Here is a 21503-nt window from a genome sequence, read left to right on the forward strand (position 1 = left end):
TTCAATCAATGCAGCGATGCTAACCGCGCCGCAAACCCGACAAACAACAGTCCTATCAGGCCGTTCCCCAGCTTTGCCAGTTTCTTTTTCGTTTTCAGATAACGTGTGACAAAAGCGCCTGAGAAGATCAGGAAGCTCATATACATAAAGCTTATTAGCTCAAGCGTGGTCGCGAGGATCAGGAAAGAGGTACCGGTATTCTTCGCATTCACATCGATAAATTGAACAAAGAACGAGACGTAGAACAGAATCGCTTTCGGGTTCGTCAGGCTCAATACCAGCGAGCGTTTCATGATCATGCTGGCAGGCTCGGTACCGCTTTCATGTGTATTATTCTGACGGGTAATGACCGACCAGAGCATTTTGCCGCCCAGCCACAGCAGATAAAAAGCACCTAAATAACGTACGATATTAAACAGTACCGGTGTGGTCTGAATTAACGCGGCAACGCCCGCCCAGGCCAGGAACATCAGTACGGCATCGCCGATAAACACGCCGGTGGCGGCGAGATACCCTTTTTTAACGCCGTGACCAATCCCGGTTTTCAGCACAAATAAAGTATTCGGCCCTGGCACCAGTACGATAAAAAATGCGCCGACAACGTATGTCCAGAAATTCAGTACGCCAAACTCCGCAAACACTTCTCCCTCCTTTTGCTCAACACAACAGGAATAGCGCTGCAAAGACGCTATTCCCAACAACCAGACGCCATAAAATCATTGGGCACCTTGCGGTGCCCTGATGGTTCTCAGAAATCCTGGACTGCGAACAGCAACGCGTTGCGGTGCCGGGTCATTCCACATTTCCTGATGGCGTGTATACGCATATTGCGGCGGGATTGTGCTTCCAGCCAACGAGCCTTACGACGGTTCACCTGTCGCAACATGCGCCAGCGCCCTACTTCAGTTCTACTGCGCTTCATGTCTACAACTCTTTCTTTAAAAGAGAGGCCATTATAAACCCAACCCTGCAGCAAACCAGCGCTTTTACCTGGCGTTTTTATTTGCCAGATGATTCCTTATGCGTACACTCATAACAATACGCTTTCAAAAGGATTTTTTTACCTATGACAACCTTCTACACCGTGGTGAGTTGGCTGGTCATTCTGGGATACTGGCTGTTAATCGCGGGTGTGACATTGCGCATCCTGATGAAGCGCAGAGCCGTACCCTCTGCCATGGCCTGGCTTCTTATAATTTATATCCTGCCGCTGGTAGGAATTATTGCCTATCTCTCTTTCGGTGAACTTCATCTGGGCAAGCGTCGTGCCGAGCGTGCCCGGGCCATGTGGCCTTCCACCGCCAAATGGCTGAGCGATCTTAAAGCCTGTAAACACATCTTCGCAGAGGAAAACAGCAGCGTTGCCTCCTCATTATTTAAACTGTGTGAACTCAGACAAGGTATTGGAGGGGTAAAAGGTAATCAGCTCCAGCTGCTGACCTCTTCTGATGACGTCATGCAGGCCTTGATCCGCGATATTCAACTGGCTCGTCACAATATCGAGATGGTGTTCTATATCTGGCAGCCCGGCGGGATGGCAGACCAGGTAGCGGAATCACTGATGGCTGCCGCACGTCGTGGCATTCACTGCCGTTTGATGCTCGACTCCGCAGGCAGCGTCGCCTTTTTCCGTAGCCCCTGGGCAGGGATGATGCGTAATGCCGGCATCGAAGTGGTCGAGGCGTTAAAGGTCAATTTACTGCGCGTTTTCCTGCGCCGGATGGATCTTCGCCAGCACCGCAAGATGATCATGATCGACAACTATATTGCCTATACCGGCAGCATGAACATGGTTGACCCCCGCTTCTTCAAGCAGGACTCGGGGGTCGGCCAGTGGATTGACCTGATGGCAAGGATGGAAGGGCCGATCGCCACCTCCATGGGGATTGTCTATTCCTGCGACTGGGAGATAGAAACCGGTAAGCGTATTCTCCCGCCGCCACCGGATGGCAATATCATGCCCTTTGAAGAGGCCAGCGGACATACCATCCATACCATTGCCTCCGGGCCGGGTTTCCCGGAGGATTTAATCCATCAGGCGCTGCTGACCGCCACTTACGCGGCGCGTGAGTATCTGATCATGACCACGCCCTACTTCGTACCCAGCGATGACCTGCTGCACGCAATCTGCACTGCGGCACAGCGCGGTGTTGATGTCAGCATTATTCTGCCGCGCAAAAATGACTCGCTTCTGGTGGGCTGGGCCAGCCGCGCGTTCTTTAGCGAACTGCTTGCCGCCGGGGTTAAAATTTACCAGTTTGAAGGCGGGCTCCTGCATACCAAAAGCGTCCTCGTGGACGGTGAGCTAAGCCTGGTGGGCACGGTAAACCTGGATATGCGCAGCCTGTGGTTAAACTTTGAAATCACGCTGGTCATTGATGATGCCGGATTCGGCGGTGATCTGGCGGCGGTACAGGACGATTATATCTCCCGTTCGCGCCTGCTGGATGCCCGGCTGTGGGTAAAACGTCCGCTGTGGCAGAGAATTGCTGAACGACTGTTTTACTTCTTTAGTCCGTTGCTGTAAAACGTGCCCAACGATGTTTAACAGGTAGTCATCATGGAAATGGATCTGAACAATCGCCTGACCGAAGACGAAACGCTCGAGCAGGCCTATGACATTTTTCTCGAACTGGCGGTTGATAACCTCGATCCCGCAGATGTGATCCTCTTTAATCTGCAGTTCGAAGAGCGCGGCGGTGCGGAGTTATTCGACCCTGCAGAAGACTGGGCTGAGCACGTGGATTACGATCTCAATCCTGACTTCTTTGCCGAAGTGGTGATTGGGCTGGCAGATGAAGATGGTGGCGAAATTAATGACATCTTCGCCCGCGTGCTGCTCTGCCGCGAGAAAGACCATAAGCTGTGCCATATCATCTGGCGCGAATAGTAAAAGGCTGCGGATGCAGCCTTTTTTGTTTAATCCGGTAGCGCACTCCCGCAACGGTTACAGAAGCGGGCGTTAAGCTCATGTTCAGCCTGGTGACAACCCGGACATTTTCGCTGCTGTTTGCGGCTCTGAAATGCGCTGCTCATATGGGTTGTGATAAGACCTGTCGGAATGGCAATCACCGAATACCCAATCAGAATCAGTACCGATGCGACGATACGTCCAAGCGGCGTATGCGGCGTGATATCCCCGTAGCCAACGGTCGTGACGGTGACAATGGCCCAATACACAGAGGCATTCAGCGTTGTGAAGCCATATTTTGGCCCTTCTATCAGGTACATCAACGCACCGAAAACAATCATGACGATCGCGATAAACGAGTAAAACAGAATGAGCTGATGCCGGGCACTGACTATTGCGCTCCAGAAGACCCGCAGAGACGGCATAAAACGCAGCAATTTCAGAATACGTAATACACGAATAACGCGCATCGCCCGCCATGCAAAGACATAGCTCAGGCTAATTTCCGGCCACAACCACATGACGTAGAGCGGCAGGACGGTGGTTAAATCGATAAATCCCCAGAAGCTGAAAACATATCTCGCCGGGTTGGGCCAGCAGACAACCCGCAGCAGATATTCGGCAGTAAAGACCAGAGTAATAATCAGTTCGATCCAGACAAATATATGCCATTCATCATAGGTCAGGTGATACTGCGTCCCGGCTCCCGATTCAAAGAAAATAACCACCACGCTGATGAGTGCAAACAGTCCGCAGATCCCTTCGAAGCGGCGTCCGGATATCGTTTTAGGATCAATTAAAAAATGATAAAGCCGCCGACGGGCTGAGGTGAATAGACTCGACACGGTAACCTCGCAAAAAATAAGGGCTGACATCATGTCAGCCCTTGCGATTATAACGGGTCTACTTTCAGGCAGGAAACCGCATGTCGGAAACTGCCTTCCAGAACCGGTCGTGTTTTCGCACACTCCGGCCCGGCCAGTGGGCATCGCGTACGGAACACGCAGCCTGATGGCGGGTTAATCGGCGACGGCAATTCGCCTTCCAGCAACTGGATGGTTTTATTTTTTTCCAGATCGGGATCGGGAATTGGCACCGCGGACATCAGCGCTTTGGTGTAGGGGTGCAGTGGATTGTGGTACACCTCATCATAGGTGCCCAGCTCCACGGCATGGCCCAGGTACATGACCAGTACGCGGTCAGAAATGTGCTTCACCACCGCCAGGTCGTGCGCAATGAAGATCAGCGATAGCCCCATCTCACGCTGCAGCTTCTGCAGCAGGTTAACCACCTGCGCCTGAATCGACACGTCCAGCGCGGAGACAGGCTCATCGCAGATGATCAGCTTCGGCTCAAGGATTAACGCGCGGGCAATACCGATACGCTGACACTGGCCGCCGGAGAATTCGTGCGGATAGCGGTTGATGAGGTTTGGCAGCAGCCCCACTTTCATCATCATCGCCTTAACACGATCGCGTACTTCCTGACGTGGCATCTTCGGATGATAGGTCCGCAGCGGCTCGGCAATGATTTCACCGATGGTCATACGCGGGTTTAAGGACGCCAGCGGATCCTGGAATATCATCTGGATATCGCTGCGTACGTCGCGCCACTCTTCGGGCTTCATCCCCAGCAGATCTTTACCCAGCCATGCCACTTTACCGCCGGTCGCTTTCACCAGCCCGATAATGGCACGCGCAAAGGTCGATTTACCGCATCCGGACTCACCCACCACGCCCAGCGTTTCCCCTTCATACAGACGAAGCGTTACGCCATCCACAGCTTTCAGGGTCTTGGGCGGCTGCCAGAACCACTGTTTACCGTCTTTGATGTCGAAATGCACTTTAAGATCGGCAATTTCGAGCAGCACATTTCTTTTTTCATCTAATGCGTTCATACCAGCTCCTCCTGCGGCTTAAAGCAGGCGCGCAGACGGCCTGGTGCAAACTCTTCCAGCGGCGGAGCGCTGTTACAAATCTCCATCGCGTGCGGGCAGCGCGGCTGGAACGGGCAGCCTTTCGGCAGGCGCAGCAAGTTTGGCGGGTTGCCCGGAATGGTCAACAGGGATTCCCCTTCCGCATCAAGACGTGGCACCGCATTCAACAGGCCGATCGAGTACGGGTGCGCAGGCTGATAGAAAACATCGCGCGCTTTGCCATATTCCATCGTACGGCCGGCATACATCACCAGCACTTTGTCACAGATACCGGCAACCACGCCTAAATCGTGGGTGATCATAATAATCGCCGTGTTGAACTCACGCTTAAGCTCGTTCAGCAGGGTCATGATTTGCGCCTGGACGGTCACATCCAGCGCGGTGGTGGGTTCATCGGCAATCAGCAGTTTTGGACGACACAGCAGCGCCATGGCAATCATCACACGCTGACGCATACCGCCAGAGAACTCATGCGGGAACATGCGCATGCGCTTACGCGCCTCTGGCATTTTTACCGCATCGAGCATTTTAACGGACTCTTCAAAGGCTTCAGCTTTGCTCAACCCTTTGTGCAGCATCAGGACTTCCATCAGTTGCTCACCGACGCGCATGTACGGGTTCAACGAGGTCATCGGATCCTGGAAAATCATCGAAATCTGCTCAGCACGCAGCTTGTTCAGCTCGTGTTCAGGCAGGTTGAGGATCTCACGTCCGTTGAATTTGGCGGATCCGCCAATTACACCGTTTGCGGCCAGCAGCCCCATCAGCGCGAACGCCGTCTGAGATTTCCCGGAGCCGGATTCGCCCACGATACCCAGCGTTTCACCCGCGCGCAGGTTGAAGTTGAGATCGTTTACGGCGGTGACATCCCCGTCCGGTGTCTTAAAGGTGACGCGGAGATCGTTTACATCCAGCAGAAGGTCACTCCGCTGTTGCGCCTGTGGCGCAGTTGCCGTTTCAATAATTGTCATGACGGCGCTCCTTAACGGTCTTTCGGGTCGAGGGCATCACGCAGGCCATCGCCGATAAAGTTGAAACAGAACAGGGTCACGACCAGGAAACCCGCCGGGTATAACAGCAGCCACGGTGAAACTTCCATTGAGTTTGCGCCATCGCTCAACAGCGCGCCCCAGCTGCTCAGCGGCTCTTGCGTGCCCAGCCCCAGGAAGCTCAGGAAGGATTCAAACAGGATCATGCTAGGTACCAGCAGTGAGGCATACACCACCACCACGCCCAATACGTTAGGAACAATGTGGCGGACAACGATATTCCCTGTCGATACACCCCCCACCTGCGCCGCTTCGATAAACTCTTTGCGTTTAAGGCTCAGCGTCTGGCCACGTACGATACGCGCCATATCCAGCCAGGAGACCATGCCGATGGCCACGAAGATCAACAGGATGTTCTGGCCGAAGAAGGTCACCAGCAGGATCACGAAGAACATGAACGGGAAGGAGTTTAAAATCTCCAGCAGACGCATCATGACCGAGTCCACTTTCCCGCCGAGATAGCCGGAGAGCGAGCCGTAGAGCGTACCGACGATCACGGCCACCAGCGCCGCTGCAATCCCCACCATCAATGAAATACGGCCCCCAATGGCGACGCGGACCAGCAGGTCACGGCCGGACGAGTCCGTACCAAAGTAGTGGCCGGACTCCATATCCGGCGCGCTGGACATCATGCCCCAGTCCGTATCGAAATAGGTGAATTGCGACAGCATCGGCGCCAGGGTCACAAACAGCGCGATCAGCACCAGAACAACCAGACTGGCGACCGCTGCGCGGTTATGCATAAAGCGACGGCGGGCGTCCTGCCAGAGGCTACGACCTTCGACTTCCAGTTTTTCACTGAAGTTTTCCAGCGCCTCGCTGTTTTTCTTACTCAACATCATGGCGTGCTCCAGTTAGTAACGGATTTTCGGGTCGATAACGGCATACAGCACATCGACAACAGCGTTAAAGAGAATGGTCAACGCACCCACAAGGATCGTCAGGCTCAGCACCAGGGAATAGTCGCGGTTGAGGGCACCGTTAACAAACAGCTGGCCAATACCTGGCAGACCGTAGATGGTTTCAATAACCATTGAACCGGTAATAATACCGACGAACGCCGGTCCCATGTACGAGAGCACAGGTAACAGAGCTGGCTTGAGCGCATGGCGGAAGATAATCCGGCGCATCGGCAACCCTTTCGCGCGCGCGGTACGGATGAAGTTTGAATGTAACACTTCAATCATCGAACCACGGGTGATACGCGCGATACTGGCGATGTAAGCCAGAGAAAGCGCCACCATCGGTAAAATCATGAATTTCAGTGCCCCGCCGTTCCAGCCGCCGCCGGGCAGCCATTTCAGCGTGATGGCAAATATCATCACCAGTAACGGCGCGACAACGAAGCTGGGGATAACCACCCCGGTCATTGCGACCCCCATTACCGTATAATCCCATTTGGTATTTTGTTTAAGCGCGGCAATAACGCCTGCGGTGACCCCGAGAACCACGGCCAACAAGAATGCCGCAGCACCCAGTTTTGCCGATACCGGGAAGCTGGATGCCACCAGGTCGTTAACGGAATAGTCTTTATATTTGAATGACGGCCCGAAATCGCCATGCGCCAGTTGCTTCAGATAGTTGAAGTATTGCGTGGAGATAGGATCGTTTAAATGATATTTCGCTTCGATATTCGCCATCACTTCAGGTGGCAGCGTACGTTCACCCGTGAATGGACTTCCCGGCGCGAGACGCATCATAAAGAAGGAAATTGTAATTAGAATAAATAACGTTGGTATCGCTTCTAAACAGCGACGCAGGATAAATTTCAACATTGCCCGTACCTTCTGGCGTGTGCCTGATGAATGTTACAAAGTAGACACGGTGGGGCAAGCCAGGCCCGCCCCACGTATTGCCATTAATGCTTGATAATATAAAGATTCTTAACGGAAATATTATCCAACGGGTCTTTACCGGTATAGCCGCCAACCCATGGTTTCACCAGGCGGGCGTTCACGTAGTAGTAAACCGGTACAATTGCCGAGTCTTTATCGAGCTGTTGTTCTGCTTTGGCGTACAGGTCTGCGCGTTTTGCATCGTCAGTAACCTGCAGCGTTTCAGCGATAAGCTTATCGAATGCCGGGCTCTTATAGTGCGCCGTGTTGTTCGAGCTGTCGCTGAGCATGGTATTCAGGAAGGATGTCGGTTCATTATAGTCCGCACACCAGCCTGCACGCGCCACGTCAAAGGTGCCCTGATGACGGGTATCCAGGAAGGTTTTCCACTCCTGGTTTTCCAACTTAACGTTCGCGCCCAGGTTTTTCTTCCAGATAGAGGCAACGGCAATCGCCAGTTTTTTATGCAGATCGGACGTGTTGTACAGCAGGTTAAACGTCAGCGGCTTATCTGCGGTATACCCCGCTTCGGCCAGCAGTTTTTTCGCTTCTTCGTTACGTTTTTCCTGTGACCACTTGAACCACTCAGGTTCAACCAGTTTCATGCCATCGGTATACGGCGGGGTGTAGCTGTACGCTGGCAGATCGCCCTGGTTTTTCACTTTGTTCACGATGATATCGCGATCCAGTGCCAGCTTCAGCGCCGTACGGACACGTACGTCGGTGAACGGTGCTTTCTGGTTGTTAATTTCGTAGTAATAAGTACACAGGTATGGATCGACGTGAACTTCTTTCGGGATCTCTTTCTTCAGTTTCTGGAACAGTTCAATCGGCATGTTGTTATAGGTCATGTCGATTTCACCGCTGCGGTAGCGGTTCACGTCAGTCACTTCAGAAGAGATTGGCAGGTAGGTCACCTGGTTAATCACGGTTTTGGCGTTATCCCAGTATTGCGGGTTACGCTCCAGAACCATACGTTCGTTGACCACCCAGTCTTTCAGTTTATAAGCACCGTTGGTCACAATATTGGCAGGCTGAGTCCATTTTTCACCGAATTTTTCCACTGCGGATTTCGGTACCGGGGAGACAGACGGGTGAACCAGCAGCTTATAGAAGTACGGAACAGGTTCGCTCAACGTCACTTCAAACGTGTTGGCATCAATCGCTTTTACACCCAGATCGGTGACCGGTTTTTTACCGGCGATGATGTCATCGATATTGGCGATATGGCCATATTGCAGATAGCTCGCATACGGAGAGGCGGTGTTTGGATTCGCCAGGCGCTGCCAGCTGTAAACGAAATCTTCGGCGGTAACCGGTGTACCGTCGGACCATTTAGCATCTTTGCGCAGATGGAAGGTCCAGACTTTAAAATCTTTGTTTTCCCACTTTTCGGCGACGCCCGGCGCCGGGTGGCCTTCTACGTCAGTGACCAGCAGCCCTTCAAACAGGTCGCGGTTGACGTTTGACTCTGGCACGCCCTCAATTTTATGCGGATCAAGAGATTGTACTTCCGCCCCGTTGTTACGTACCAGCGTCTGCTTCTCAGCCAGCTGTACCCCTGCAGGCACGTCCGCAGCCATTGCAGCGTTGCCCGCGATTAGCGCAGTTAAAATCCCCGCCGCTACCAGATTTTTTTTTGTGATGATGGACATTGTGTTGGTACTCCACTCATTATAATTACTGGCCTTCGCCAGCTGTGTAATCCCCTGTTGGGGCCTGTACAGCGCAGGAGTTTTTTTTGCTGCTGTCAGGTTCTTTTTTTACTTCTTGCTATCACCGACTTCTTTATTACTGACCGCTCGTATGGCCGTCTTGCGTCGATTCTTTACACGTCTCCCCTGTCTGAGACATGTGTTGGATATTCGCGAAGATGACTATATGAAAATAATTCTCATCTTCTTGTTTTATGCTGCAAAATATTAGGCCGGAAAGTATCAAAAGGCGTAAACGCACGCCAATACATTTTGCAAATTTGTTAAGCAATTCTCTTTTACGAAGTGTACTAAATCGTTGAGGGCAGCCCTGCCTGACATGAAAGGACAAGAAAAATCTTTTCATTCAAAGAGATAAAAAAATCAGTCTCTCTGCGCGCGTCGCTGCGCTACCATCACGTCATTTTGTACAAAAATTTAACAACTGATTATTATTTAGCACATTCCTCTAAGGGAACGTTGAATTTACTAATATCATTTCGGTTATCACTCAGCAAGCCCCAGAGTATCGTGTGAGTAAAATAACAGAATGATCGCAGGTTTTCTGTGCAGGCGGGAAACGGTGGGATTAATAACTTGTTGAAATATAAGAATTGAACATTATTAGTAGAATTTATTATGACAGGTAAGCATTTCAACTTTATTTATATGATTTGCTGATATTCACGTAAAAAAACGGAGCCGTTGGCTCCGTTCTTTCGTACGAAATGTCAGTGCAATAAGCCGGGGAAAATGCTTTTGATGCCGGTCACAATGAATTCGATGCCCAGGGCCATCAATAGCAACCCCATAATACGGGTAATGACGTTGATGCCTGTCTGCCCAAGCAGACGCACCAGCCAGGGTGCCATGCGGAAAACGCCCCAACAACAAAGCGCAAAAATGGCAATGGCGACAGAAAAGCCAATCAGATGCATCCAGTTGTGGTAGCGCGTACCCCAGACAATCGTCGAGCTGATAGCGCCGGGACCGGCCATCAGCGGTAACGCCAGCGGCACTACGCCAATGCTCTCGCGAATGGCGGTTTCTGATTTTTCCTGCTTGTTCTGTTTGTCTTCCCCCAGCTTACCGCTGATCATCGACATAGCGATGGTGACCACCAGGATCCCACCCGCAATACGGAAAGAATCAATCGAGATACCGAACACCTGAAGAATGGCATCCCCAAGGTAAAGGGAGGTCAGGAGAATAATCGCCACTGACAGGTTAGCGGTAAGATTGGTTTTGTTTCTGGCCGCCGCCGTCTGGTAACTGGTCATACTAATGAAGACAGGAATGATCCCCACCGGGTTGACCAATGCAAACAAACCAATAAAAAACTTAAAATATGTAGGAAAATCAAAGAGCGATAAGATCACATTTTGCTCCGCTTATGCGTATGCCCCGGGGCTGACAACTGTCAGTGAAAATCGCGCTGAAGATACGCTTTTTATCAGCATACTTCACCAGAAATCTGTGCCAAAACGTTATCAATTCATGATGTTAAATATTTGTATAAGCAATGATAGCGCCACTTCCAATAGTTACTTAATTATTTAACACTGGAATAATCTCAAAGAAATAACCCTGCTGAAAGGTATCAGCTTGGGGGAAAATTGACGCAGATCATGATTTTCGTACTCAGAAGTGAGTAATCTTGATTACGCCCCCAGGGAGATGACCTGCCAAAAAAGGATGATGCTAAGGTAAGGCTCTTTTAGTAAATTAGTGTGCTGGTGCAGGAAGTAACCCATTGTTTTACTGTGTGTTACGCAAGTCGTATTGGCTCTGTCTATACTGTCTGACGTATCGAGCGCTGGTTTACTAAAAGAGTTTAAACATTATCAGGAGAGCATTATGGCTGTTACTAATATCGCTGAACTGAACGCCCTCGTCGAGCGCGTTAAAAAAGCCCAGCGTGAATATGCCAATTTCACCCAAGAACAGGTTGATAAAATCTTCCGCGCGGCCGCTCTGGCTGCTGCAGATGCTCGAATCCCTCTCGCTAAAATGGCCGTTGCCGAATCCGGCATGGGTATCGTTGAAGATAAAGTGATCAAAAACCACTTCGCTTCAGAGTATATCTACAACGCCTATAAAGATGAGAAAACCTGTGGCGTGCTGTCTGAAGACGACACTTTCGGTACTATCACCATTGCAGAACCTATCGGCATTATTTGCGGTATCGTTCCAACCACCAACCCAACGTCTACCGCTATCTTCAAATCTCTGATCAGCCTGAAGACCCGTAACGCAATCATCTTCTCCCCGCACCCACGTGCAAAAGATGCGACCAACAAAGCCGCTGACATCGTTCTGCAGGCTGCGATTGCTGCCGGTGCCCCTAAAGACCTGATCGGCTGGATCGACCAACCGTCCGTTGAGCTTTCTAACGCGCTGATGCACCACCCGGACATTAACCTGATCCTGGCGACCGGTGGTCCTGGTATGGTTAAAGCGGCATACAGTTCCGGTAAACCTGCTATCGGCGTAGGCGCGGGTAATACCCCAGTGGTTATTGATGAAACGGCCGATATCAAACGTGCTGTTGCATCCGTGCTGATGTCCAAAACCTTCGACAACGGTGTTATCTGTGCTTCTGAACAGTCTGTTGTTGTTGTTGATTCCGTTTATGATGCTGTTCGCGAACGTTTCGCCAGCCACGGCGGCTACCTGCTGCAGGGCAAAGAGCTGAAAGCGGTTCAGGATATCATTCTGAAAAATGGCGCGCTGAACGCGGCTATCGTAGGTCAGCCAGCGTATAAAATCGCTGAACTGGCAGGCTTCACTGTTCCGGCAACCACCAAAATTCTGATTGGTGAAGTTAAAGTTGTCGACGAAAGCGAACCATTTGCTCACGAAAAACTGTCCCCTACTCTGGCGATGTACCGCGCCAAAGATTTCGAAGACGCAGTAGAGAAAGCAGAGAAACTGGTTGCGATGGGTGGTATCGGCCACACCTCTTGCCTGTACACTGACCAGGATAACCAGCCAGAACGTGTTGCTCACTTTGGTCAGATGATGAAAACTGCACGTATCCTGATCAACACCCCGGCTTCTCAGGGTGGTATCGGCGACCTGTACAACTTCAAACTCGCACCTTCCCTGACTCTGGGTTGTGGTTCCTGGGGTGGTAACTCCATCTCTGAAAACGTTGGTCCAAAACACCTGATCAACAAGAAAACCGTTGCTAAGCGAGCTGAAAACATGTTGTGGCACAAACTTCCGAAATCTATCTACTTCCGCCGTGGTTCTCTGCCAATCGCGCTGGATGAAGTGATTACTGATGGCCACAAACGTGCGCTCATCGTGACTGACCGTTTCCTGTTCAACAACGGTTACGCTGACCAGATCACCTCTGTTCTGAAAGCCGCTGGCGTAGAAACTGAAGTGTTCTTTGAAGTTGAAGCTGACCCAACCCTGAGCGTTGTGCGTAAAGGTGCGGAGCTGGCTAACTCCTTCAAACCAGATGTGATTATCGCACTGGGTGGTGGTTCCCCAATGGACGCCGCGAAAATCATGTGGGTGATGTACGAGCATCCAGAAACCCACTTCGAAGAACTGGCGCTGCGCTTTATGGACATCCGTAAACGTATCTACAAGTTCCCGAAAATGGGCGTAAAAGCGAAGATGATCGCCGTTACCACCACTTCCGGTACAGGTTCTGAAGTTACGCCGTTCGCGGTGGTCACTGATGACGCAACGGGTCAGAAATACCCACTGGCTGACTACGCGCTGACCCCAGATATGGCCATCGTTGATGCCAACCTGGTGATGGATATGCCGAAATCACTGTGTGCATTCGGTGGTCTGGACGCTGTGACTCACGCCCTGGAAGCCTATGTTTCCGTACTGGCTTCTGAGTTCTCTGATGGTCAGGCTCTGCAGGCGCTGAAACTGCTGAAAGAAAACCTGCCAGCGTCTTACAACGAAGGGTCTAAAAACCCGGTTGCCCGTGAGCGTGTCCACAGTGCAGCAACCATCGCCGGTATCGCGTTTGCTAACGCCTTCCTCGGGGTTTGCCACTCCATGGCTCACAAACTGGGTTCTCAGTTCCACATTCCTCACGGTCTGGCGAACGCCCTGTTGATCAGCAACGTTATCCGTTATAACGCGAATGACAACCCAACCAAGCAGACTGCTTTCAGCCAGTACGACCGTCCGCAAGCACGTCGTCGTTACGCTGAAATCGCAGACCACCTGGGTCTGAGCGCACCGGGCGACCGTACTGCTGCGAAGATCGAGAAACTGCTGGCATGGCTGGAAAGCCTGAAGGCTGAACTGGGCATTCCTAAATCTATCCGCGAAGCGGGTGTTCAGGAAGCTGACTTCCTGGCACACGTTGATAAGCTGTCTGAAGATGCATTCGATGACCAGTGTACAGGTGCGAACCCGCGTTACCCACTGATCTCCGAGCTGAAACAGATCCTGCTGGATACGTTCTACGGACGTGAGTTCAAAGAAGGTGACGTTGCTGCTGTGAAAACAGAAGCACCCGTCATTAAAGCTGACAAAAAAGCGAAGAAAAGCGCTTAATTGACCGCTGTTAAAAAACCCGCCTCTGGCGGGTTTTTTTATGTCTGAAGATCAGGCTTTGAGTTCTTTGAAACTACTTCCGGTTATCGTGCTGAATCGCCGTCAGGGAGCCCACAGACAACGCCTCTTTATAATGCTTACGACAGACCGACACATAGCGTTCATTGCCCCCTATCACCACCTGCTCACCGTCTGCATAGGGTTTACCAGACTGATCAAGACGAAGCACCATACTGGCTTTACGGCCGCAAAAACAGATGGTTTTCAGTTCGACCAGTTTATCGGACCAGGCAAGCAAATACTGGCTACCGGCAAATAGCTCCCCGCGAAAGTCCGTGCGCAAACCATAGCAGAGAACGGGAATATCAAGTTCATCTACGACCTCTGAAAGCGCATGCACCTGTTCACGCGTCAGGAACTGGCTTTCATCGACCAGAACGCAATGAATGGGCTGGGAAGTATGCTCGGCACGGATATCCTGCAACAGGTCCGTTTGCGGGTTAAACAGTCTGGCCGGTGACGAGAGACCAATTCTTGAACTCACCTTACCTGCACCGAAGCGATCGTCGATTTCAGCGGTGTAAACAACGGTGCGCATCCCTCGTTCCTGATAATTGTAGGAGGATTGCAGTAACGCCGTGGATTTTCCGGCATTCATTGCCGAATAGTAGAAATAAAGTTGTGCCATTGGCCGTCAAACCCTAATCAATGTGTAATATTCCCAATGATTCATTGTATCATATTTTGTCTGGTCATCAGCGATACACCACACAGAGTATGGGGTTCAAGCCGCGGTTAACCACGAGATGTACAGGAAAATAATGCGATAAAACAGGAGGTAAACTGATTCAGCATGCTCTATATGTCGCGAACCCACTAAACATAACACTTCTTTTTATACTGGAATCCACGTTCATTAAAATTCACTATTTATTAACTATTTTTGCCCTGGCAACGCTGGCAGAAACTAATACAAAAGGCTGATATTTATCCGCCGCAACTATAATTCCTGCGGTAAATGTCACAAAAAAAAGATGCAACCGAACGGGTTAAGCAGGTAAGCGTGATAACAAGCGAGCCTGTGTGGGTATGAAATTTAAGTTAGCGTAATTAATAATAGCGCCCATTATTCCGTATTTTTTGAATTCCTTACATTCCCACCTATTGCACAACTGAATTTATCGCTCTATTATTAGGACAACAAACCACCCCCCCATTATAAGTTTGAGATTACTACAATGAGCGAAGCACTTAAAATTCTGAACAACATCCGTACTCTTCGTGCGCAGGCAAGAGAATGCACCCTGGAAACGCTTGAAGAAATGCTGGAAAAATTAGAAGTTGTAGTTAATGAACGTCGCGAAGAAGAAAGCGCTGCTGCTGCTGAAATCGAAGAGCGTACGCGTAAACTGCAGCAATATCGTGAAATGCTGATTGCTGATGGTATCGATCCAAATGAATTGCTGAACAGCATGGCTGCAGCGAAGACCGGTACTAAAGCAAAACGCGCTGCTCGTCCTGCTAAATATAGCTATGTCGACGAGAACGGCGAAACTAAAACCTGGACTGGCCAGGGTCGTACACCTGCTGTTATCAAAAAAGCCATGGATGAGCAAGGTAAACAGCTGGACGACTTCCTGATCAAGGATTAATCCTAACGTATTCAGAAAAATCCCGCTTAATGCGGGATTTTTTTTATCCTCAATTCCTGCAAACATCCCCTTACATGCCGTCATATTGGGACATCGTACTATTTAACGTTCCTTACAGACCGGCGTGGTTACCCTGAGTTGTGGGCATAAAAAAACCGGTGGGCATCGCCTCACCGGTCTTGATCATTTGCAGACGGGGTTATTTTTTAATACCCACGCTCTCTTTCAGCCAGGCTTTAAATTCTTCACCCAGTGAATTGTGGCGGATGCCATATTCAACGAATGCCTGCATATAACCGAGTTTATTACCGCAGTCATGGCTCTTACCTTTCATATGGTAGGCTTCAACGGTCTCTTTCTCGATCAGCATATCGATGGCATCGGTCAGCTGGATCTCATCTCCTGCTCCTGGAGGCGTTTTCGCCAGCAGTGGCCAGATTTCAGCACTCAGGACATAGCGACCTACTACCGCCAGATTAGACGGCGCTACGTCGGCTTTAGGCTTCTCTACGACGCCTACCATTGGCACGCTTTCACCGGGTTCAAGATTAACGCCTTTACAGTCAACAACACCGTAAGCCGTCACGTCTTCAACAGGTTCAACCATAATCTGGCTGCTACCCGTTTCGTCAAAGCGCTTGATCATCTCAGCAAGGTTATCCTGAGACAGATCGGATTCATATTCGTCCAGAATGACGTCTGGCAGAATGACCGCAACAGGTTCATTACCCACAACAGGATATGCACAAAGTACCGCGTGGCCCAGACCTTTCGCCAGCCCCTGACGCACCTGCATAATGGTAACGTGCGGAGGGCAAATAGACTGAACTTCTTCTAACAGCTGACGCTTAACGCGTTTTTCCAGCATGGCTTCGAGTTCGAAACTGGTATCGAAATGGTTTTCGATGGAGTTTTTAGATGAGTGTGTAACCAGCACAATTTCAGTGATGCCTGCCGCGATACATTCGTTTACGACATACTGAATTAATGGCTTATCAACCAGTGGCAACATCTCTTTAGGAATTGCCTTAGTTGCTGGTAACATCCTGGTCCCCAATCCCGCTACCGGGATGACGGCCTTTCTGACTTTCGAATTTAGGGCAGCCATTCAAATTCTCCTGAGCTGTTCAAGTTTTGAACTTTTATGCATTAAATAACGCGTTGAGTATATCAGCCTCATCACACAGTCCGGGTCTGAAAAGAACGCGTTGCCGATCAATTAGGATAAATACGCATGAAACTGGGCAGCGATAGTAGCACTCCCCCACAAAACACAGGTAAGGCAATCTTAAAATTAAGATCCAACTGCTTATTCCGTGGACAACATTAACCGCAACCGCCCCCCGGCGCCCCAAATTTGGCACTGCCAGGAAGAACAGCGATGGCTAATTTGATTAAGATAAGCCGTACCCAATGTACCCAGCGGCACACCGTTGCTAACCTGAATATGATGTTCCCCGGTATTCAGAGAGGCGTTCAGACCCGCTGAAACGAGGATAAGATTTTTCAATCCACTATGGTAATAGCCAACCAGCAATGGAAATTGTCCTGGTAAATTGGCCTGGCGAAAAAGCTGGTTAACCTGTTTAAGTAAACTGCCTAACTCCGGAAGCCGTTGCCCCTGATGCGATAACTGTTCCTGCAACAGCCCGTTAAATAGCGCACGAAGTAATAATGCTGCTAATACACCATTATCCCCGGCACGGGTAACATCCAGGGAATAAAACGCAAGATCGGAATCCGATAATGGCGCAATATCCAGCACCAGACCGCGCTGATCCGCGGCCACAAGTTGGCGATAATTTATTCGACAGTGTGAAAAGGTCTGTTGTACCGGCGGCTGAAGTTCCTGCAATAGCTTGGCCGCGGCAGGCGGATTACTGACTAAAGCATCCCAGTCCTGGAAAAGGCGCTCTTCTTCCTCGACGCGGGAATTAAACATATTCGGATAAAGGCAGGCCAATACCGTTTCACGCAAACGGTTCAGATCTTTTACTGGTTTCAGCAGAATATCCTGCACCCCCAGACGCAATGCTTTGGCAATATCCGCCATATTTTCCGTCGCGGAGATCACCAGTATGGGCGTCTGGTTGCCCTCATTACGCAGATGTTCAACCAACTTCAGGCCATTCATCCGCGGCATTGCGATATCGCAGATCATCAGATCGGGCGTGATACTGACCATTTTTTCCAGGGCATCAACACCATCTTCAGCCAGGGCAGTGGTTGCCCCCAGCGAGGATAACCACGAATCCAGTAGCGATCGGAAAACGGGCTCGTCTTCAACAATCAAAATGTGTTTTCCGGCCAATGGCTGCGTCATGGTTCCTCCCCTGGCTGACAGTTACTAAATAGTGGCATGCTATCGGCACTATCGCCTGTCAGATTTTGCTGAAGTAGTCAAAAAAAGGTGCTCAACGTGCGGTTCGCACAAATGGCAATAATTCGTCCATTTTCTTTTCGACGGCTAAAGAGCCCGCTGCGATGGCGGCCTCAGCCCGATGGAAATCAAGGGTAGAGATTTGTGGACAATAGGGTTGAATCAGAATATCCGGTGGGTCGCCCGCCATACGGTTACGTTTCAGGCGGTTTTCCAGCACCTGGATTGAGGTGGTCATAATCTCCATTGCCGTGGGTGCAGCGACCGAGCGGCGCGCGGCTATCCGACCAATTCGCCCGCGTAAGCGCTCATGCCAGGCCAGTTTTTCCGCCTCCGCATCTTCGCTTTGCAAATTGACAGGCATGAGGTCTTGTTGCATCAGGTGAGCGTCGTGCTGTAAATCGACGGCAATCACAATATCAGCCCCCATCGCACGTGTCAGAGAGATTGGCACCGGGTTAACGACCCCGCCATCAACGAGCCAATAGCCGTTATGCGGGACAGGTGCCATGAGCCCCGGCATGCTGCAGGAGGCACGAACGGCAAGGTGGATATCCCCTTCGGTCAGCCAAAGCTCACGCCCCGTACTGAGATTCGTCGCCACGGCGCCGAAAGGCATCTGACAGTCGTTGAAATCCTGGAGAGGCATAATCTGACGGAACTGGTTAAAGACGCGTTCACCGCGAAGCAACCCGCCACGCTGCCAAGAAAGGTCCATCAGGCGCAGCACGTCCCAATAGCTGAAGGATCGCACCCATGTTTCGAGTTCCGGCAGTTTTCCACACGCATAGGCGGACCCCACCAGCGATCCAATCGAGCACCCTGCAACAATATCGACATCGACGCCCATCTGGTTTAAGGCATTTATCACGCCGATATGTGACCATCCGCGGGCTGCACCTGAGCCCAGCGCCAGTCCAATTTTAACCTTTCTCATTAGCCCTGTTTTACTTCCCCTGGATTCCCGACATAGCGTCGACGCAACAGCTCAGTTAACATGGTGCTACCCGAAGCGTTTTACGCCCTTAATTTTTTGTTCCAGGAAGAGAATCGTGTCTCAACTCTGCCCCTGTGGTAGCGCTCTGGAGTATAGCCTATGTTGCCAGCGATATCTTTCTGGCGATCAGGTTGCACCAGACCCATCACACCTTATGCGTTCACGTTATACCGCTTTTGTGATCAAAGACGCAGACTACCTGATTAAAACCTGGCACCCCACCTGCCAGGCCGCCGGTTTCAGACAGGAGATCGAAGCCGGGTTCGCCAATACCCAGTGGCTCGGTCTTACGGTTTATGAATCCGCACCCGGCAGTCACGACAACGAAGGTTACGTCAGCTTTGTTGCCCGGTTTACTGAACACAATAAACCGGGTGCCATTATCGAGCGTTCCCGGTTCTTAAAGGAAAGCGGGCAATGGTATTATATTGACGGAACGCGCCCGCAGTTTGGTCGTAACGATCCCTGCCCTTGTGGTTCTGGTAAAAAATTTAAAAAGTGTTGCGGGCAGTAACGCCCGACAACCGAGACTTCGCAAATACTCAAACAGGATTTCCCGGCGATGCAATCACTACAACGTAAAGTTCTGCGCACCATCTGTCCCGATCAAAAAGGGCTGATCGCACGAATTACCAACATCTGTTACAAACATGAATTGAATATCGTGCAGAACAACGAATTCGTTGACCACCGTACCGGTCGTTTCTTCATGCGTACCGAACTGGAAGGTATTTTCAACGACACCACTCTGCTTGCCGATCTGGACAGCGCGCTGCCGGAAGGTTCCGTACGCGAGCTGACACCAGCAGGCCGTCGTCGCATCGTGATTCTGGTGACCAAAGAAGCCCACTGCCTGGGCGATCTGCTGATGAAAGCTAACTACGGTGGTCTGGATGTCGAAATCGCCGCCGTTATCGGTAACCACGAGACGCTGCGTACGCTGGTTGAACGTTTTGATATTCCCTTCGAGCTGGTGAGCCATGAAGGCCATACGCGTGAAGAGCACGACAACCTGATGGCTGAGGCTATTGAAGCGCACAACCCGGACTACGTTGTCCTGGCGAAATACATGCGCGTGTTGACACCCTCCTTCGTGGCGCGTTTCCCGAACAAAATTATCAACATTCACCACTCCTTTCTGCCCGCCTTTATTGGCGCACGCCCCTACCACCAGGCCTATGAACGCGGCGTGAAGATCATCGGCGCAACGGCGCATTACGTAAATGACAATCTGGATGAAGGCCCAATCATCATGCAGGACGTGATTCATGTGGATCACACCTACACGGCGGAAGACATGATGCGTGCCGGACGCGATGTTGAGAAGAACGTTCTGAGCCGCGCACTCTATCAGGTGCTGGCGCAGCGCGTATTCGTTTACGGTAACAGAACGATCATTCTTTAATCGACAGTGAAATGAATTGGTTAGCTTTACAGCTTTGCGGGTAAAAATCAGGCAACCAGTTTATTTTTCTTGTGGTAACGCTTTACAGGGGCGTGTCATTTGATATGATGCGCCCCGCTTCCAGCAGGAAGCAGGCCAGTACAAGCATTACCCCGTGGTGGGGTTCCCGAGCGGCCAAAGGGAGCAGACTGTAAATCTGCCGTCATCGACTTCGAAGGTTCGAATCCTTCCCCCACCACCATCTCTCAGCACGACCTCAAAATTTGAATTACCCCTGGTGGGGTTCCCGAGCGGCCAAAGGGAGCAGACTGTAAATCTGCCGTCATCGACTTCGAAGGTTCGAATCCTTCCCCCACCACCATTACTTCCATGTCGTATCAAACTCACACTTCGCTAAGTGCTCTATATTCATCGCATGCGGGAAGGATGAGAAGCTTCGACTAAGGTTCGATTCGAGCGTAGCGAGAAAGCGTTGCCGCAGGCAACGACCCGAAGGGCGAGGCGCAACGCGCCGAGTAATCCTTCCCCCACCACCATTACTTCCAAAAAATCATAATAAAACCAAACCGAGCACACTTTCGTAGGCCGGGTAAGGCGCAGCCGCCACCCGGCGACAGACGGCTACATTGGCGGCAAGCGTCGCTTCACCGGTGAGCTCTTCACAATCGACGTATTACACTGGGCGTGCTCCGCCAGCCCGTCCAGCAACACATCCAGTTGCTCAATTGACCGCACCACCAGCCGGATGACAAAACAGTCTTCACCGGTCACTTTGTCACTTTCAATGCACTCCGGCATCGCCTGGATGTATTTATCCACTTTATGTAACAGTCCAGGCAACGGGCGAACCCGCACCAGCGCCTGCAGCGTATAACCTAACGCCGCCAGATTGACCCGCGCACCGTAACCCTGAATCACTCCACGCTCTTCCAGCCTTTTCAGGCGTTCTGCCGTGCTGGGCGAGGTCAGACCGATACGGCCGCTGAGCACCTTCAGCGACATACGCGCATCCTCGACCAGACAAGCCAAAATTTGCCGATCGATATCATCGAGAAGGTATTCCATCGTTTTCACCTAATTTTAAAAAGTCATTCGCGTATTTAACCTT

21 protein-coding genes, 2 tRNA genes and 1 other RNA gene are annotated in these 21503 nt (G+C 51.0%); 10 read left to right on the forward strand and 14 right to left on the reverse strand.

All coding sequences use genetic code 11. The features are described from left to right. Positions 1 to 5 precede the first annotated feature (5 nt). Together leuE and AC2FAK_RS03135 are read right to left on the reverse strand one after the other, a co-directional pair. Positions 6 to 641, reverse strand: coding sequence for a leucine efflux protein LeuE (gene leuE / locus AC2FAK_RS03130; protein ID WP_013096278.1), 636 nt, complete (start codon positions 639 to 641; stop codon positions 6 to 8). Between the two features lie 107 nt (positions 642 to 748). Then, a complete protein-coding gene (locus AC2FAK_RS03135) occupies positions 749 to 922 on the reverse strand; it encodes a YciY family protein (RefSeq protein WP_086528096.1) in 174 nt (57 codons plus the stop codon). Positions 923 to 1066: 144 nt separating this feature from the next. On the opposite strand from AC2FAK_RS03135, the gene cls reads away from it, so the two are divergent. Both cls and AC2FAK_RS03145 read left to right on the forward strand, forming a co-directional pair. After that, positions 1067 to 2527, forward strand: a complete 1461-nt coding sequence (gene cls / locus AC2FAK_RS03140; protein WP_020690926.1) for a cardiolipin synthase — start codon at positions 1067 to 1069, stop codon at positions 2525 to 2527. Positions 2528 to 2560: 33 nt separating this feature from the next. Beyond that, a complete protein-coding gene (locus AC2FAK_RS03145; protein ID WP_013096276.1) occupies positions 2561 to 2890 on the forward strand; it encodes an HI1450 family dsDNA-mimic protein in 330 nt (109 codons plus the stop codon). Between the two features lie 29 nt (positions 2891 to 2919). Here AC2FAK_RS03145 and AC2FAK_RS03150 read toward each other — a convergent pair whose 3' ends face one another. The 7 genes from AC2FAK_RS03150 to AC2FAK_RS03180 form a co-directional block, all read right to left on the reverse strand. Beyond that, complete coding sequence (locus tag AC2FAK_RS03150) at positions 2920 to 3789, reverse strand: ion transporter (RefSeq protein WP_170942729.1); 870 nt, start codon at positions 3787 to 3789, stop codon at positions 2920 to 2922. A 14-nt stretch (positions 3790 to 3803) separates the two neighbouring features. Then, entirely contained in the window at positions 3804 to 4808 is a 1005-nt protein-coding gene (gene oppF, locus AC2FAK_RS03155; RefSeq protein ID WP_020690924.1) for a murein tripeptide/oligopeptide ABC transporter ATP-binding protein OppF, read from the reverse strand. Further along, entirely contained in the window at positions 4805 to 5818 is a 1014-nt protein-coding gene (gene oppD / locus AC2FAK_RS03160; RefSeq protein WP_013096273.1) for an ABC transporter ATP-binding protein, read from the reverse strand. Before oppD ends, oppF begins: the two co-directional genes overlap by 4 nt. An 11-nt stretch (positions 5819 to 5829) precedes the next feature. Then, positions 5830 to 6738 (reverse strand): oligopeptide ABC transporter permease OppC, encoded by a 909-nt coding sequence (oppC, locus tag AC2FAK_RS03165; RefSeq protein ID WP_013096272.1) that lies wholly within the window; start codon positions 6736 to 6738, stop codon positions 5830 to 5832. Positions 6739 to 6750: 12 nt separating this feature from the next. Beyond that, positions 6751 to 7671, reverse strand: coding sequence for an oligopeptide ABC transporter permease OppB (gene oppB, locus AC2FAK_RS03170; RefSeq protein WP_013096271.1), 921 nt, complete (start codon positions 7669 to 7671; stop codon positions 6751 to 6753). 83 nt (positions 7672 to 7754) lie between these two features. Beyond that, entirely contained in the window at positions 7755 to 9386 is a 1632-nt protein-coding gene (gene oppA, locus AC2FAK_RS03175; RefSeq protein ID WP_020690922.1) for an oligopeptide ABC transporter substrate-binding protein OppA, read from the reverse strand. A 770-nt stretch (positions 9387 to 10156) separates the two neighbouring features. Beyond that, a complete protein-coding gene (locus AC2FAK_RS03180) occupies positions 10157 to 10804 on the reverse strand; it encodes a YchE family NAAT transporter (RefSeq protein ID WP_020690921.1) in 648 nt (215 codons plus the stop codon). On the opposite strand from AC2FAK_RS03180, the gene AC2FAK_RS03185 reads away from it, so the two are divergent. Further along, positions 10710 to 10985: a hypothetical protein gene (locus AC2FAK_RS03185; protein WP_162185062.1), complete on the forward strand. Its 276-nt coding sequence runs from the start codon at positions 10710 to 10712 to the stop codon at positions 10983 to 10985. The genes AC2FAK_RS03180 and AC2FAK_RS03185 overlap by 95 nt on opposite strands. Positions 10986 to 11282: 297 nt before the next feature. Then, positions 11283 to 13961, forward strand: coding sequence for a bifunctional acetaldehyde-CoA/alcohol dehydrogenase (gene adhE / locus AC2FAK_RS03190; protein WP_013096268.1), 2679 nt, complete (start codon positions 11283 to 11285; stop codon positions 13959 to 13961). Positions 13962 to 14034: 73 nt separating this feature from the next. Here the strand turns inward: adhE and tdk are convergent, their stop codons facing one another. Further along, a complete protein-coding gene (tdk, locus tag AC2FAK_RS03195) occupies positions 14035 to 14649 on the reverse strand; it encodes a thymidine kinase (RefSeq protein WP_013096267.1) in 615 nt (204 codons plus the stop codon). A gap of 550 nt (positions 14650 to 15199) precedes the next feature. Between tdk and hns the strand changes: the two genes are divergently transcribed. Further along, on the forward strand, positions 15200 to 15613 hold the full coding sequence (gene hns / locus AC2FAK_RS03200; RefSeq protein WP_008502781.1) for a histone-like nucleoid-structuring protein H-NS: 414 nt from the start codon (positions 15200 to 15202) through the stop codon (positions 15611 to 15613). Between the two features lie 199 nt (positions 15614 to 15812). Here the strand turns inward: hns and galU are convergent, their stop codons facing one another. From galU to rssA, 3 genes are all read right to left on the reverse strand, one after another. Continuing rightward, entirely contained in the window at positions 15813 to 16721 is a 909-nt protein-coding gene (gene galU / locus AC2FAK_RS03205) for a UTP--glucose-1-phosphate uridylyltransferase GalU (protein ID WP_029883446.1), read from the reverse strand. A gap of 201 nt (positions 16722 to 16922) precedes the next feature. Then, entirely contained in the window at positions 16923 to 17936 is a 1014-nt protein-coding gene (gene rssB / locus AC2FAK_RS03210; RefSeq protein ID WP_320736865.1) for a two-component system response regulator RssB, read from the reverse strand. A 91-nt stretch (positions 17937 to 18027) separates the two neighbouring features. Beyond that, a complete protein-coding gene (rssA, locus tag AC2FAK_RS03215; protein WP_095454518.1) occupies positions 18028 to 18930 on the reverse strand; it encodes a patatin-like phospholipase RssA in 903 nt (300 codons plus the stop codon). A gap of 115 nt (positions 18931 to 19045) precedes the next feature. Here rssA and AC2FAK_RS03220 point away from each other — a divergent pair, with 115 nt between their 5' ends. The 5 genes from AC2FAK_RS03220 to AC2FAK_RS03240 all read left to right on the forward strand — a co-directional run bounded on the left by AC2FAK_RS03220 (position 19046) and on the right by AC2FAK_RS03240 (position 20931). Then, positions 19046 to 19504 (forward strand): YchJ family protein, encoded by a 459-nt coding sequence (locus AC2FAK_RS03220; protein WP_141236753.1) that lies wholly within the window; start codon positions 19046 to 19048, stop codon positions 19502 to 19504. Positions 19505 to 19552: 48 nt separating this feature from the next. Next, the gene (purU, locus tag AC2FAK_RS03225) at positions 19553 to 20395 is read left to right on the forward strand and encodes a formyltetrahydrofolate deformylase (RefSeq protein WP_013096262.1); all 843 of its coding nucleotides are present in this window, start codon (positions 19553 to 19555) and stop codon (positions 20393 to 20395) included. A gap of 156 nt (positions 20396 to 20551) precedes the next feature. Then, a tRNA-Tyr gene (locus AC2FAK_RS03230) sits at positions 20552 to 20636 on the forward strand. Between the two features lie 35 nt (positions 20637 to 20671). Next, a tRNA-Tyr gene (locus AC2FAK_RS03235) sits at positions 20672 to 20756 on the forward strand. Positions 20757 to 20800: 44 nt separating this feature from the next. After that, positions 20801 to 20931: non-coding RNA, RtT sRNA (locus tag AC2FAK_RS03240), on the forward strand. Positions 20932 to 21016: 85 nt separating this feature from the next. Here the strand turns inward: AC2FAK_RS03240 and AC2FAK_RS03245 are convergent. Beyond that, complete coding sequence (locus tag AC2FAK_RS03245) at positions 21017 to 21460, reverse strand: Lrp/AsnC family transcriptional regulator (RefSeq protein ID WP_029740417.1); 444 nt, start codon at positions 21458 to 21460, stop codon at positions 21017 to 21019. Positions 21461 to 21503 lie beyond the last annotated feature (43 nt).

This window comes from Enterobacter cloacae complex sp. 394F7 (assembly GCF_057320385.1).